We start from the raw sequence: 13,087 nt of genomic DNA on the forward strand, positions 1-13,087 counted from the left end.
TCGGGGCTGCGGCCATTATGGGGAGCGCATCTGGGTCGCGGGCTCGCACGTTCGGGGGTGTCGTGGCGTTTCGCGTGACGATCTTGGGCACCGGCCTGCATTTCGAAGCCGTGCCTGGCGAGACGCTGCTGGCGGCGGCCCGCCGGCAGGGCGTGCTGATGCCGAGCGCATGCCGCAACGGCACCTGCCGCGAGTGCCGCTGCCGCGTCGGCCAGGGGCAGGTGCGTCACACCATTGCGTGGCCCGGCCTCAGCGCCGACGAGAAACGGGAAGGCTGGGTCCTGCCCTGCGTGGCCGAGGCCGAGAGCGACGTGGAACTCGACGCGCCGCGGGCGAAAGCCGCGCCCTGAGCCGCTCAACCGCCCGAGAGGCTCTTCGCGTCGTGCGCGATCTGCGCGTCGAGGTGGCGCGTGCAGTCGACCAGCTCCAGCGCATGCGGCGGTGTGGCGCCGCAGATCGTGACCGAGGTGTTGCCCACGCGCAGCGGCATCGCGTCGGTGCCGAGCGGCAGGTGCTGCGCGAGCAGCGCGCGGATCACGAGGCCGTGGGTGACGACGGCGAGGTGGCCGTCGACGCGGCCGCGCAGCTCGACCATCTGCGCGAAGGCCTGCGCCACGCGCTGCTGGAAGGCCGCCACCGATTCGCCACCGGGGGGCGCTTCGGTCATGGTCAGCGGGTTGTAGGGCAGGCTGTCGTAGGGCTGGCCGCGGAGCGCGCCGAAATTGCGCTCGTGCAGCAGCGGCGTGGTCGTGACGGGCGCGCCGGTGGCGGCGGCGATGGCCTGCGCCGTCTGCAGGGCGCGCGGCAGGTCGCTCGTCAGGATGGCGGCGATCTTCAGGCCGGCGAGCCGCTGTGCCACCGCCTGGGCCTGCTTGAGGCCGGTCTCGCTGAGGGGCGTCTCGGCGGGCTGCAGGGTGCGCGCCACGTTGAGCGGCGTTTCGCCGTGGCGAACGAGGATGATGGACATGGGGGTCTGCTGCAGCTCGGGAGGCCCGATTCTGCGCACACTCGCGAAACCCGTGCAGCCACCTTGGCGACGCACGTGAATGGCGCGGGAATGCGAGACTGTGCAGCGCGATCCTCCAGGCTCACAGTGCTGCCATGACCTCCCCCGACGTCGCTCCCCTCGACCACAGTTCAGCCGGCAAACCGCCGCGCGCCGCCGCCACGCTGGTGGTGGTGCGCGACACCCTCGGCGGCCTCGAAGTGCTGCTGCTGTGCCGCGCCGAACGCGGCGATCACAACAGCGGCGCCTGGGTCTTCCCGGGCGGCACGGTCGACAAGACCGATGCGCAGTGGCGCGGCCTCTGCGACGGCCCCGACGACGCGGCCCTGAGCGCCCAGCTGGCGCTGACCGAAGGCGGGCTCGACTACGCCATCACCGCCATCCGCGAGTGCTTCGAAGAATGCGGCCTGCTCTTCGCGCGCCGCGGAAGCGAGCTCGTGGGCGACGTGCAGCACCTGGTGCCTTGGCGCGACCCGCTCAACCGCGGCGAGCGCACGCTCGGCGAGTTCTGCGCCGCCGAAGGCTTCCGGCTCGCGGTCGACGAGCTCGCCTACTTCAGCCACTGGCTCACGCCGCTCGGCCGCGCCAAGCGCTACGACACGCGCTTCTTCGTGGCCGTGGCGCCCGCCGGCCAGACCGCCCTGCACGATGGCAGCGAGATGGTCGGCATGCACTGGCTGCGCCCGGCCGACGCACTCGCCCGGAGCGACTCGCTCAAGCTCATGGGCCCGACCCGCGCCACGCTCACCGCGCTCGGCGCGTTCGAGACCACCGCGGCGCTCATGGCGTATGCCCGGGGCCCGCGCACCGTGAGCCTCATCAACCCGCGCATCGGCGCCGGCAGCCAGGGCCTGCGCCCGGTGATGCCGCACGAGTACGCCTGGGCCGAGATGGGCCGCATCGACCCGCTGGGCCACGGCACCGCGTCTTACGAGATCGTGCCGGGGCGGGCGGTGAAGCTGTCGCCGCACGTGATCCGCGTGACCGCGCCCAACCCGAGCGTGATGACCGGCCCCGGCACCAACACCTACCTGGTGGGCGGCGGTGCGCACAACGAGTGGGCCGTAATCGACCCCGGCCCCGATCTGCCCGAGCACGTGGAAGCGATCCTGCGCGCGGCGCCGGGGCCCATCCGATTCATCCTCGCCACGCACACCCACCACGATCACTCGCCCGCCGCGGTGTCGCTCAAGCAGCACACGCACGCGCCGGTGATGGGCCGTGTGGCGCTGCACCCGCACAAGCAGGACGGCACGTTCGCACCCGACCGCGTGCTCGAACACGGCGAGCGCCTCGCCATCGCCCCCGGCGTGACGCTGCGCGTGCTGCACACGCCGGGCCATGCGTCCAACCACCTCTGCTACCTGCTCGAAGAAGAGAAGACCCTCTTCACCGGCGACCACCTGATGCAGGCCAGCACGGTCGTCATCAACCCGCCCGACGGCGACATGGCCGCCTATCTGCACACCCTGCGCTCCCTGCTCGACGAAGACATCGAGTGGCTCGCCCCGGGCCACGGCTTCCTGATGGCGCAGCCCCACCAGGCGGTGCAGGCGGTGATCGAGCACCGGCTCAAGCGTGAAGCGAAGGTCGTGGCGGCCTTGCGCGCGCACGGGCCGGCCACGCTGGAGCAGCTGCTGCCGCATGCGTACGACGACGTCGACCCGCGCATGCTGCCGGTGGCGGCGCGCTCGCTGCTGGCGCACCTGGGCAAGCTGCGCAGCGATGGCCGTGCCGGTGAGTGCGCGGGCGTGTGGTCGCTCGCGGCCGAGGCTTGAGAAAAGGCAAAGACAGCCTGGCCGGTGGCGCGCCCAATGTGCCTGTCACCACGACAGGAGTTTGACGTGCATGCGCTGAAGGATCTCTTCACTTCCGATGTCGGCCTGATGAGCCTGGCCGGCCTCACCTTCATGATGGGCATGGCCGTGTTCTTCGTGCGCTACTTCGTGCGCCACATCGAGGAAGACGCTCGCAAGGCGGATTCGCTTCCCCGCCGCTGAGGAGGTCGCCGCATGATGACGCCCAGCTTTGCAGGCGCGGCCGCCGAGCTGTCGCCTGACGATGCAGAACGCCGGCAGTGGATCGTCACCACCGCGGCAGCCGGCGGTGTGGCCGCGGTGGCTGCCGCCGTGCCCTTCGTGTCGTCGCTCGCGCCCAGCGAGCGTGCCAAGGCCGCAGGCGGGCCGGTGGAGGTCGACCTCGCCGACATCCCGCCCGGTGGCATGAAAACGGTCGAATGGCGTGGCAAGCCCGTGTGGGTGGTGCGGCGCACGCCGCAGATGATCGCGGCGCTGCAGGGCCACGATGCCGAGCTGGCCGACCCCGCATCGCTGCGCGACCAGCAGCCCAAGCTCGCGCGTAACCCGGTGCGTGCCGTGAGGCCCGAGGTCTTCGTGGCGGTGGGCATCTGCACGCACCTGGGCTGTTCGCCCACGGCGGTGCCGCAGGGGTCGGCCAACCCCAGTCTGCCCGCCGACTGGCCGGGCGGCTTCTTCTGCCCTTGCCACGGCTCGACCTTCGACGGTGCCGGCAGAGTGTTCAAGAACAAGCCGGCGCCCACGAACCTCGAGATTCCGCCGTATCGCTTTGCCAGCGACACGCGGCTGGTGATCGGCGACGAGACGGCGTAAACGGCGTTAACGCCTTTAACGCGCCTCAACGCTGCACCCAGCCCCCGCACACGGGGAACACCTGCCCCACGAAGCAGTTGGCCGCGTCGCTACACAGGTAGGCCGCGAACTCGGCGTCTTCGCGCGCGCTGACCAGCCGGCCGAGCGGCACCTCGCGTTTCAGGCGCTCCTGAAAGCGCGGGTCGGCCTGCACCTCGGGCGGAAAGTAAGTCGGGTTCTCGACGAAGTTCTGTGCGATCGCGTTGACCTGCACGTTGTGCGGGGCCACTTCCACACCCACCGCTTGCACGTAGGCGAGCTGCGCGCCGCGCGCAGCGCTGTAGGTCGACGTGCGCTTCATGCCACGCAGGGCAGATGAACTGCCCATCACGAGCACCTTGCCGGCCCGCCGCGCGATCATCTGCGGCAGCACCGCGCGCACCAGGCGCGGCAGCGGGTCGACGAGCGCGGCGAAGGTGTCGCGCCATTCGTTGTCGGCCACGTCCTTGGCCGCGGTGCTGGGGGCGGGGTGGGCGAGGTTGACGAGCAGCACGTCGAGCTCGCCGGCTGCGGCCACGACGGCGGCCGGCGCCTGCGGGGCGCGCAGCGGGTCGACGCTTTCGATCACCGTGGCGCCGTGCGCCCGAAACACGTCGCACAGCGTCGGCCCCATGAACCCATCGGCGTGGGTCACGAGGATGCGCTTGCCGCCGAGCAGTGGCCCGCTCATGAGGCCTCGCGCGCGGCGGCTGCGCCGCGTTCCACGTTGACGGGCAGCAGCAGCAAGAGCCCGCCGATGAAGAAGAGCGCGGTCGACAGGATGGCCAGCCGGTGGTTGCCGGCGGTGGCCACCGTCACCAGGCCGTAGGTCACCGGCCCGAGGATGGCCGCCAGGCGCACGGCGAAGGTCCACAGCCCGTAGAACTCGGCGCGCTGCGCCTCGGGGGCGAAGAGCCCGGCGATGGCACGGCCGGCCGACTGGCTGGAGCCCATGCACAGGCCCGCGATCACCGCGGCCACCCAGAACGGGCCGGGTGTCGTGGCCACGATGGCAAGCACCGTCATCACGACCCAGCCCACCAGCGTGACGGCGAGTGCGCGCTTGTGGCCGATGCGGTCTTGCCAGTAGCCGAAACCGAAGGCGCCGAGTGCGGCGGCGATGTTGACGAGGAAGACCAGCATCATGGTTTGCGCCTGCTTGAAGCCGAGCACCTGCTCGGCGTACACCGCGGCGAGTGCGATCACCACTGCGATGCCGGCCTGGTAGCACACGGCGCAGACGAGCAGCCAGGAGAAATCGCGGTACAGGCGGGCGCGCCGGATGGTGGCGGCCAGGCGCTGCAGCGAGGCGGTGATGCCCGCCGTGTGCGCCACCTGTGGCTGCGGCACCGCCCGCTCGCGCAGCAGTGCGAAGGTGGCCAGAGACGCCACGCCGTAGACGCCGGAGGTGATGAGCATCGTGACCGGCACGAACGAGGTGGCCGGCTCGCCGCGTGCCTGTGCCGCGAGCACATAGGCGAGGCTCAGGCCCAGCGACAACATGCCGCCGAAGTAGCCGAAGCTCCAGCCCCAGCCCGACACCCGGCCCATCGCCTCGCGGCGCGCGAGTTCGGGCAGGAAGGCCGCGGTGAGCGCTTCGCCGAACGAGAAGAAGGTGTTCGACAGCACCACCGCCGCCACCGCCCAGGCCACGTCGCCGCGGTCGGAGAACGCGAGCATCGCGGTCGAGGCCACGCACAGCACGGTGGTGACGGCCAGCAGCTTCTTCTTGTTGGCCCGCAGGTCGGCGTAGGCACCGAGCGCCGGCATCACCAGCATCACGATCACGCTGGAGGCGGCGAGTGCCAGCGTCCAGGCGAGCGTGCCCCAGGGCGCACCATTGGCCACCACGCCGACGAAGTAGGCGTTGAAGACGGCCGTCAGCACGACGGTCGTGTAGCCCGAGTTGGCGAAGTCGTACATCGCCCAGCCGAAGACCTCGCGCTTGCGCACGCCGTCGTTGAGGGCATCTTGGGGAAAGAAGGCCATGGGGGCTCCAGTGGTGGGAGCCCGAGTGTGCCGGGGGATGCGTGACAACGCATCGGGTGCGATGCGGCCCGGCGGCCGCGTGTGGCGAGGCCGCGTCAGGCGTGGCCGTGGCGCCTCGGTTCGGCGCGTGACTTCAGCGTGTGACGTCGAACGGCTTGCCGGTGCGTGGCTTGCGGCGGCGCTCCACGAAGCGGGGCTCGGGCACGGTGTTCATGGCCTGCATCAGGTCGGCCGCCACATCGGCGCCGCTGGTGAACTGCACCGTGCCGCGCCGCGGGGCTGCGGCGGGCGTGGCAGGCGTGGCGGGGCGGGGGCCGGAGGCGGAAGCCTCGAACAGCTCGCGGGGCAGGAAGAGGTCGCTCATGGGGCAACTCGCTGGCGATGGTGTGTCGCCACTGTCGCAGGCCGCTGTCAACCGGGTGTTTCAGCGCCGGGGCCGCTGTGTTTCATTGGTTGCGCGTCAGCGTGTTGGCCGGCGCAGGGCGAGGTGGCCACCCGCCAGTGCGGCGGGCACGCTCACCAGGAAGGCCAGGGCCTCGAACCAGAACGGCGCTTCGCCACCCATCACGAGCCCGAGCACCAAGCCCACCAGGCCGACCGCCAGCGCGTTGAAGTAGGGGTGGCTGCGCGCCACCCGTGCCGCGACGAATCCGCCGAAGACGGTGGTGGCTGTGCCGTAGAGCAGCGAGGCGAACATGAAGCCGTCGGTCGCGGTGACGGCCTCGATGGCGGCTTGCGTCTCTTCCGGCGTCATCTGCGCAGTGACCTGCACGCCGAAGCCGGCCACGAGCGCCACGCCGCCCACCACGTCGAGGGCAAGCGAGAGCAGCATGGCGATGATGATCGCCTTGGGGTCGAAACGGTTCATGGGGGCCGGAGCATAGCCGGCCCGGCTTGGTCAGGTGGCCGTCTTGGCGTTCTCGCGTTCCTGCAGCTCGCGCCACTGCACCTTGCCCGTGCCCGATTTGGGCAGCGCATCGACGAATTCCACGATGCGCGGGCTCTTGTAGGCAGCCATGTTGTCGTGGCCCCACTTGACGATCTCGTCTTCGGTGACCTGGCCCTTGAAGCCGGGCTTGAGCACGATGAAGGCCTTGACCGTCTCGCCGCGCTTCGCGTCTTTCGCCGCGATAATGCAGGCCTCTTGAATGGCGGGGTGCTGGTACAGCAGCGCTTCCACCTCGGCCGGCCAGACCTTGAAGCCGCTCGCGTTGATCATGCGCTTCAGGCGGTCGACGAAGAAGAAGTAGCCCTCCTCGTCGGTCTGGCCCAGGTCGCCGGTGCGCAGGAAACGCTTGCCGTCGAGCTCGATGAACGAATCGCGGGTGGCGTCGGGGTTCTTCCAGTAGCCGAGCATGACCTGCGGGCCGCTGACGATGATCTCGCCCGTCTCGCCAGGGGGCAGTTCCTGGAAGGTGGTGGGGTCGACCACACGCGCGTCGACGTCGAAAGCGGGGATGCCCAGGCACTGCTTCTTCGATCGGTCGGGCGGGTTCATGTGGGTCGCCGCCAGCGTTTCCGACATGCCGTAGCCCTCGCCGTATTTGAGGCCGAGCTTGTTCTCCAGGATGTCGGCCACCGCCTTGGGCATGGCGGCACCGCCGCCGCCGATCTTGCGCAGGCTGCTCAAGTCGTAGCTGTCGAGCTTGGGGTTGGAGACGAAGTCGACCACCATCGCGGTGATGAGGCCAAGGCCTGTGACGCGGTAGCGCTGAATGCACTCGGCCGCGGCGTCGCGGTCCCAGCGCGGCAGCAGCACGACGGTGGAGCCGCCGTAGATCACCGCGTTCATGTTGCCCTGCATGCCAGTCACGTGGAAAAGCGGCAGCACCGCCATCGACACCGTGCCCTGGTTGGTCTGGCCCCACACGCCACCCGACACGGTGTTGTACATCGCGGTGCGGTGCGTGTGCATGCAGCCCTTGGGGTGACCGGTGGTGCCCGAGGTGTAGGGCATCACGCACAGGTCATCGGGGCCGGTCGTGAGCGGGCCGGGCTTCAAACCCTTGGCCAAGGCATCGACCCACAGCGTCACGCCCTTGTCGGCGATGGGCACACGCGGTGCGGCCACGAAGTCCGGTAGGGCGAGCGTTGTCTTCTCGCGCAGGTAGTCGCTGTAGGTGCCGACGATCACGTGCTCCAGCGTGTGCTCGTCGCCGCCCGGTTGCAGCAGCGGCTTGAGGCGCGGGTAGAGCTCCTGCGTGGTGATCGCCACCTTGGCGTCGGCATCGCTCACGTAGTGCTTGAGCTCACCCGTGAGGTTCATCGGGTTGACCGGCACCACCACCGCGTTGGCACGGAGGATGGCGTAGTAGCCGATCATGAACTGCGGGCTGTTCTGCGTGTAGAGCAGCACGCGGTCTCCCTTCTTCACGCCGCACACCTGCTCGAGATACGCCGCGAGCGTTTCCGTTTCCTGCTTGAACTGCGAGAAGGTGAAGGGCGTGTCGTAGAAGATGAAGAAAGGCTTCTTCGGAAAGCGCGCCGCCGAGACCTCCACGTTGAAGTAGAGGTTGGTCTCGGGCACGTAGAGATGGCGAGGCGCGTGCTCGGGCCAGAAAGCGAAATGACGGTCGGACATGGTGCAGCGCCTCGGGTTCGGCTAGGTGGTCAGGCTTTTACTTTGGGTGCCATGTACTTGGCAAGTTCCGACTTGCCGATGGCGTTGAGGTGCACCTCGTCGGGCCCGTCGGCGAAGCGGATGGTGCGTGCGCTGGTGTAGGCCGCGGCGAGCGGCGTGTCTTGCGAGACCCCGGCGCCACCATGGATCTGGATCGCCCAGTCGATCACCTGGCAGGCCATCTGCGGCGCGACGACCTTGATCATCGCGATCTCGTTCTTCGCGCCCTTGTTGCCCTTGGTGTCCATCGCGAAGGCGGCGTTCATCGTGAGCAGGCGGGCCTGGTCGATGAGGATGCGCGAGTGGGCAATGCGCTCGCGCCACACGCCCTGGTCCGACAGCAGCTTGCCGAAGGGCTTGCGCACCAGCGCGCGCTTGCACATGAGTTCGAGCGCGCGCTCGGCGCCGCCGATCAGGCGCATGCAGTGGTGGATGCGGCCCGGGCCGAGGCGGCCCTGCGCGATCTCGAAGCCGCGGCCTTCGCCGAGCAGCAAATGGTCGGCCGGCACACGCACGTTGGTGAAGCTGATCTCGGCGTGGCCGTGCGGCGCGTGGTCGTAGCCGTACACCGACAGCCATCGCTCGACCTTCACGCCCGGCGTGTCCATCGGCACGATGATCATCGACTGCTGCTTGTGCGGGCTCGGGTCGTCGACCGTGCCGGTCTTGCCCATGAAGATCAGCACCTTGCAGCGCGGATCGGGCGCGCCGGAGGTCCACCACTTGCGGCCGTTGATGACGTAGTGGTCACCGTCGCGCACGATGCGCGACTGGATCTGCGTGGCGTCACTCGACGGCACGTCGGGCTCGGTCATCGCGAAGCCCGAGCGGATCTCGCCGGCCAACAGCGGCTTGAGCCACTTTTCCTTGTGCTCGGGCGTGCCGTAGCGCTCGAGCAGCTCCATGTTGCCGGTGTCGGGTGCGGAGCAGTTCATCGCTTCGCTGGTGAGCGGATAGCGGCCCATGATCTCGCACAGGGGCGCGTACTCGAGGTTCGTGAGGCCTGCGCCGTGCTGTGACGCGGGCAGGAACATGTTCCACAGGCCCGCCGCACGGGCCTTGGCCTTCAGCCCATCCATCACCTCGTGCGTCGGGTTCCACTGGTTGCCCTTGGCACGGTTGGCTTCCATTTCCTTGCGGAAGAGCGGCTCGGCCGGAACGACGTTCTCGGTCACGAATTTCATGAGCCGCTCTTGCCATTCGAGCATCTTCGGGGTGGGGGCGAAGTTCATCCAGGGTCTCCTTTTGTCGTCGGTATGACCCTAGCCTACGAACATACTTGTTTTTCTGCAAGCCAGGGTTCTCACCTGGGAACTACGCCATACCGGGACGGAGATCTTTCCCGTTCTGCCCCTCGGATCAACGGCCGAGAACCACCCCGCCGTCGACCACCAGCGTGTGCCCCAGCACGTAGTCACCCGCACGCGAGGCCAGGAAGATCGCGGCGCCCGCCATGTCTTCATCGCTGCCGATGCGCTTGGCCGGAATGCGGGCGGCCACCGCCTCTTCATGGTCGCGTGCCGCGCGGTTCATCTCGGATGCGAACGCGCCCGGAGCGATGGCGGTGGTGACGATGTGGTGCTGGATCAGGTGCGTGGCCATGCGCTTGGTCAGGTGGATCAGACCGGCCTTGCTCGCGGCATACGAATATGTCTCCAGCGGGTTCACGGCGATGCCGTCGATCGAGGCCACGTTGATCACCTTCGAGGGCTTCTCGGCCGTCGCGCCCTTGGCGAGCAGTGGCTTCAGGGCCTGCGTGAGGAAGAAGGGCGACTTCATGTTGAGGTTGACGACCTTGTCCCAGCCGCTTTCCGGGAACTCGTCGAAATCGGCGCCCCACGCCGCACCCGCGTTGTTGACGAGGATGTCGAGCTGGCTTTCGTGCTGGCTGTAGGCGGCGACCAGGCCCTGGATGCCGGCCATGCCCGACACGTCGGCTGGCAGCGAGACGCAGGTGCCGAGCGCCGAGAGGTCCTTCGCAGTGGCGTCGCAGGCCTCGGCCTTGCGCGCCGAGATGTAGACCTTCGCGCCTTGCGACAGGAAGCCTTCCGCGATCATGCGGCCGATGCCGCGCGAGCCGCCGGTGATGAGGGCGGTGCGGCCCTTCAGCGAGAAGAGTTGGGTGGTGTTCATGCGCGCGGTCTCCTGGGCTGTGGGATGGAAGCCGGCAAGACTAGCCAGTCCCGCGCGCAAGGTCAGTCGCTTCGGTGTCAACCCTCGCCGGTGAATTGCGGTGCGGGCTCGGGTGGCGACCAGCGCAGCGGGAGTGCGTGCGCGCGCCACCAGCCGTTTTGCACGGTGATGCGGATCGCGCGCAACTCGCCTTCCCACAGCAGGTGTGCGTCTCCCGTGAGCTGCAGCAGATGGCCCGCGTGGTAGTCGACGAAGAGCAGGCCGGCGCGTGGGTTCACCACGAGGTTGCCGAGCGTGTTGAAGAAGCGGTTGCCGGGGTAGTCGGGGATCGTGAGCACGGTGCGGCCTTCGTGCGTGCCGACGTGCACGAAGCCGGGCGGGCCGCCGCGGTGCGAAACGTCCACGCCCTCGGCACCGGCATGTGCACGCGGCGTGTGCGAGGCCGTGGCGATGAAGAGCGTGTCGGCGTGGCGCACGAGTTCGAGCGCGGTGTCGCCGAGCAGCGGGCCCTCCGCGCGCGGCGCGGCCGGGGTGCGGTGCACCGTGTACGGGGTGCGCGCCTGGATGTATTTCGGGCAGTTGCCGAAGCTCTGGTCGACCTCGATGGTGAAGCCGTCGGCGTCGAGCGCGACCACGCTGCCGTTCATGCGGTTGCGGCGACGTGTGTGCGGCTCCAGGCCGAGGAGCCCGATGGGTGTGTCGAGCGCAGGCTGCCACGGGTCGTCGGGAGACGGGCGCGCCGCGATGTGCAGGTGGCGCTCGTCCGGTGCGCGGATGAAGCCCGGCGCGCCATGCAGCATCGAGGCCCAGGGCCGCCCGTGGGCATCGAGGCTGCCCACCAGCAGCGTGGGCAGCTTGCCGAAGAGCTCGCGGTGCTGCTCGGGCATCCAGGTGCGCACCACCTGCTCCATCACCTCGCCCATGCGCTCGTCGACGCCCAGGCGGCGCTGCACCGTGGTTTCGCCTGCGTGGCGCATCTCAGGCCAGCGCTTTCTGCCGCACCATCGACACATACCCGGGCAGCGCCTCGATGCGCGCCAGCCAGGCCCGCAGCTGCGGATACGGTTCGAGCGACACGCCGCCTTCGGGGGCGTGCGAGGTGTAGCTGTAGAGGGCGAGGTCGGCGATGGTGGGGTGCTCGGCGGCGAGGTAGGGTGAGGTGGCGAGGTGCGCCTCCATGCGCTGGAAGAGCTGGGCCGCGATCTCGCCGCAGCGCTCGTCACGCGGTCGGCCGAAGAGCACGGCGATGCGCGCGTTGCCGGGCCCGTTGACGAGCTGCCCGGCCGCAACGGACAGCCAGCGTTGCACGCGCGCCGCGCCAACGGGGTCGCGCGGCAGCCAGCGGCCGCTGTCGTCGTAGCGCAGTGCGAGGTAGGTGAGGATGGCGTTGCTGTCGGCGAGCGTGATGTCGCCGTCCTGGATCACCGGCACCTGGCCGAAGGGGTTGAGCGCGAGGAACTCGGGGTGGCGCTGCTCGCCCTTGCTGACGTCGATCAGCTGTTCTTCGAACGGCAGATCGAGCATCGAGAGCAAGAGCTTCACGCGGTGGGCGTGGCCCGAGAGCGGGTGTTGGTAGAGGTGGATTGGTGTCATGCAGGCTCCTCGTGTTGGATGCCTCGCATGGTGAGCGTGCCGAGGCCGGCGCGGAATCACCGTGTCGCGCATTTGATAATTCCGCGCCCAGAGGTGAATCAACGAAAGAGAGCGATGGACAAGCTCGAAGGCATGCGCATCTTCGTCGCCGTGGCCGACGCAAAAGGTTTTGCGCCGGCCGCGCGCCAGCTCGGCGTGTCGGCGCCCGCGGTGACCCGCGCGGTGGCGGCGCTCGAAGCGCGCATCGGCACGCAGCTCCTGCGCCGCAGCACGCGGCAGGTGGCGCTCACCGAGGCGGGAGCGCGCTTCCACGCCGACTGCAAACGCATCCTGTCCGAGATCGACGAGGCGGAGTCGTCCGCCAGCGGGGCCCACGTGGTGCCGCAGGGCCTGCTCTCGATCACGGCGCCGGTGATCTTCGGCCGCCTGCACGTGGCGCCGGTGCTGCAAGACTTCCTTGGGCTGCATCCGCAGGTCAGCGCGCGCAGCTTCTACACCGACCAGATCGTGCACCTGCTCGACGAGGGAATGGACGTGGCGCTGCGCATTGCCCACCTGCCCGACTCGGGCCTGGTCGCGGTGCGGGTCGGCGAGGTGCGGCGTGTGGTGGTGGCGTCGCCGCAATACCTGGCCGAGCATGGCGTGCCGCGCACGCCGGCCGACTTCTTGCAGCACCGCGGCATCGGCTTCTCGCAGCATGGCTCGGTGAGTGCGCCGTGGGTCTTCTACCCGCCGGGCGCCGGGGCTCGCAGCGAGGGTGTGGTCGCGCACCCGCGCTTGCGCCACGTGACGAACGCGGGCGATGCGTCCATCGCCGGCGCGCTCGCGAACCAGGGCCTGGTGCGCGCGCTGTCGTACCAGGTGGCCGAGCCGGTGCTGGCGGGGCGTTTGCACATCGTGATGGCCGACCACGAGCCGCCGCCGATCCCCGTGCAACTGGTTTATGCCGAAGGCCGCCGTGCGGCGGCGAAGGTGCGGGCCTTCGTCGACTACGCGGCCGAGCGGCTGCGGGCCGAGCCGGTGCTCAACGGCTCGCTGCAGTGGCCGGCGCTGCCGTGAGGGCGAAAAAAAGCCCGGGGCAAGCCCGGGCTTCAAGTT

The 13,087-nt window shown here is 69.4% G+C and carries 15 protein-coding genes; 5 read left to right on the forward strand and 10 right to left on the reverse strand.

Annotated elements, in window-relative coordinates; all coding sequences use genetic code 11:
• Positions 1–17: 17 nt before the first annotated feature.
• Positions 18–350: a 2Fe-2S iron-sulfur cluster-binding protein gene (locus RXV79_RS02925; protein ID WP_413816660.1), complete on the forward strand. Its 333-nt coding sequence runs from the start codon at positions 18–20 to the stop codon at positions 348–350.
• 5 nt (positions 351–355) lie between these two features.
• Here the strand turns inward: RXV79_RS02925 and RXV79_RS02930 are convergent, their stop codons facing one another.
• Entirely contained in the window at positions 356–967 is a 612-nt protein-coding gene (locus RXV79_RS02930) for a histidine phosphatase family protein (RefSeq protein ID WP_316701977.1), read from the reverse strand.
• Positions 968–1,101: 134 nt separating this feature from the next.
• Here RXV79_RS02930 and RXV79_RS02935 point away from each other — a divergent pair, with 134 nt between their 5' ends.
• The 3 genes from RXV79_RS02935 (at position 1,102) to petA (ending at position 3,636) form a co-directional block, all read left to right on the forward strand.
• Positions 1,102–2,784, forward strand: coding sequence for an MBL fold metallo-hydrolase (locus tag RXV79_RS02935; RefSeq protein WP_316701978.1), 1,683 nt, complete (start codon positions 1,102–1,104; stop codon positions 2,782–2,784).
• Positions 2,785–2,850: 66 nt separating this feature from the next.
• On the forward strand, positions 2,851–3,006 hold the full coding sequence (locus RXV79_RS02940; protein ID WP_316701979.1) for a DUF3149 domain-containing protein: 156 nt from the start codon (positions 2,851–2,853) through the stop codon (positions 3,004–3,006).
• Between the two features lie 12 nt (positions 3,007–3,018).
• Positions 3,019–3,636 carry a ubiquinol-cytochrome c reductase iron-sulfur subunit gene (gene petA / locus RXV79_RS02945; RefSeq protein WP_316701980.1) on the forward strand — a complete coding sequence of 206 codons (618 nt, stop codon included), beginning with the start codon at positions 3,019–3,021 and terminating at the stop codon, positions 3,634–3,636.
• 25 nt (positions 3,637–3,661) lie between these two features.
• Here petA and RXV79_RS02950 read toward each other — a convergent pair whose 3' ends face one another.
• The 9 genes from RXV79_RS02950 to RXV79_RS02990 form a co-directional block, all read right to left on the reverse strand.
• On the reverse strand, positions 3,662–4,345 hold the full coding sequence (locus RXV79_RS02950; RefSeq protein ID WP_316701981.1) for an SDR family oxidoreductase: 684 nt from the start codon (positions 4,343–4,345) through the stop codon (positions 3,662–3,664).
• On the reverse strand, positions 4,342–5,643 hold the full coding sequence (locus RXV79_RS02955) for an MFS transporter (protein ID WP_316701982.1): 1,302 nt from the start codon (positions 5,641–5,643) through the stop codon (positions 4,342–4,344). Before RXV79_RS02955 ends, RXV79_RS02950 begins: the two co-directional genes overlap by 4 nt.
• 133 nt (positions 5,644–5,776) lie before the next feature.
• A complete protein-coding gene (locus tag RXV79_RS02960) occupies positions 5,777–6,007 on the reverse strand; it encodes a hypothetical protein (RefSeq protein WP_316701983.1) in 231 nt (76 codons plus the stop codon).
• Between the two features lie 96 nt (positions 6,008–6,103).
• Complete coding sequence (locus tag RXV79_RS02965) at positions 6,104–6,511, reverse strand: hypothetical protein (RefSeq protein ID WP_316701984.1); 408 nt, start codon at positions 6,509–6,511, stop codon at positions 6,104–6,106.
• Between the two features lie 30 nt (positions 6,512–6,541).
• The gene (locus tag RXV79_RS02970; RefSeq protein ID WP_316701985.1) at positions 6,542–8,224 is read right to left on the reverse strand and encodes a long-chain fatty acid--CoA ligase; all 1,683 of its coding nucleotides are present in this window, start codon (positions 8,222–8,224) and stop codon (positions 6,542–6,544) included.
• A gap of 29 nt (positions 8,225–8,253) precedes the next feature.
• On the reverse strand, positions 8,254–9,495 hold the full coding sequence (locus RXV79_RS02975; protein WP_316701986.1) for an acyl-CoA dehydrogenase family protein: 1,242 nt from the start codon (positions 9,493–9,495) through the stop codon (positions 8,254–8,256).
• 127 nt (positions 9,496–9,622) lie between these two features.
• The gene (locus tag RXV79_RS02980) at positions 9,623–10,396 is read right to left on the reverse strand and encodes an SDR family oxidoreductase (protein WP_316701987.1); all 774 of its coding nucleotides are present in this window, start codon (positions 10,394–10,396) and stop codon (positions 9,623–9,625) included.
• Positions 10,397–10,473: 77 nt separating this feature from the next.
• Positions 10,474–11,373 (reverse strand): pyridoxamine 5'-phosphate oxidase family protein, encoded by a 900-nt coding sequence (locus tag RXV79_RS02985; RefSeq protein ID WP_316701988.1) that lies wholly within the window; start codon positions 11,371–11,373, stop codon positions 10,474–10,476.
• Position 11,374: 1 nt separating this feature from the next.
• Complete coding sequence (locus RXV79_RS02990) at positions 11,375–11,989, reverse strand: glutathione S-transferase family protein (protein ID WP_316701989.1); 615 nt, start codon at positions 11,987–11,989, stop codon at positions 11,375–11,377.
• 114 nt (positions 11,990–12,103) lie between these two features.
• Here RXV79_RS02990 and RXV79_RS02995 point away from each other — a divergent pair, with 114 nt between their 5' ends.
• Complete coding sequence (locus RXV79_RS02995; RefSeq protein WP_316701990.1) at positions 12,104–13,048, forward strand: LysR family transcriptional regulator; 945 nt, start codon at positions 12,104–12,106, stop codon at positions 13,046–13,048.
• Positions 13,049–13,087: the final 39 nt, after the last annotated feature.

Source organism: Piscinibacter gummiphilus (assembly GCF_032681285.1).
GTDB classification, from domain to species: Bacteria; Pseudomonadota; Gammaproteobacteria; order Burkholderiales; family Burkholderiaceae_C; genus Rhizobacter; species Rhizobacter gummiphilus_A.

Coding starts and splice junctions, on each gene's coding strand:
- RXV79_RS02955 (WP_316701982.1), bottom strand. CDS start 5,643: ATGGCCTTCTTTCCCCAAGATGCCCTCAACGACGGCGTGCGCAAGCGC.
- RXV79_RS02930 (WP_316701977.1), bottom strand. CDS start 967: ATGTCCATCATCCTCGTTCGCCACGGCGAAACGCCGCTCAACGTGGCG.
- RXV79_RS02925 (WP_413816660.1), top strand. CDS start 18: ATGGGGAGCGCATCTGGGTCGCGGGCTCGCACGTTCGGGGGTGTCGTG.
- RXV79_RS02995 (WP_316701990.1), top strand. CDS start 12,104: ATGGACAAGCTCGAAGGCATGCGCATCTTCGTCGCCGTGGCCGACGCA.
- RXV79_RS02980 (WP_316701987.1), bottom strand. CDS start 10,396: ATGAACACCACCCAACTCTTCTCGCTGAAGGGCCGCACCGCCCTCATC.
- RXV79_RS02970 (WP_316701985.1), bottom strand. CDS start 8,224: ATGTCCGACCGTCATTTCGCTTTCTGGCCCGAGCACGCGCCTCGCCAT.
- petA (WP_316701980.1), top strand. CDS start 3,019: ATGATGACGCCCAGCTTTGCAGGCGCGGCCGCCGAGCTGTCGCCTGAC.
- RXV79_RS02960 (WP_316701983.1), bottom strand. CDS start 6,007: ATGAGCGACCTCTTCCTGCCCCGCGAGCTGTTCGAGGCTTCCGCCTCC.
- RXV79_RS02965 (WP_316701984.1), bottom strand. CDS start 6,511: ATGAACCGTTTCGACCCCAAGGCGATCATCATCGCCATGCTGCTCTCG.
- RXV79_RS02935 (WP_316701978.1), top strand. CDS start 1,102: ATGACCTCCCCCGACGTCGCTCCCCTCGACCACAGTTCAGCCGGCAAA.
- RXV79_RS02975 (WP_316701986.1), bottom strand. CDS start 9,495: ATGAACTTCGCCCCCACCCCGAAGATGCTCGAATGGCAAGAGCGGCTC.
- RXV79_RS02950 (WP_316701981.1), bottom strand. CDS start 4,345: ATGAGCGGGCCACTGCTCGGCGGCAAGCGCATCCTCGTGACCCACGCC.
- RXV79_RS02990 (WP_316701989.1), bottom strand. CDS start 11,989: ATGACACCAATCCACCTCTACCAACACCCGCTCTCGGGCCACGCCCAC.
- RXV79_RS02985 (WP_316701988.1), bottom strand. CDS start 11,373: ATGCGCCACGCAGGCGAAACCACGGTGCAGCGCCGCCTGGGCGTCGAC.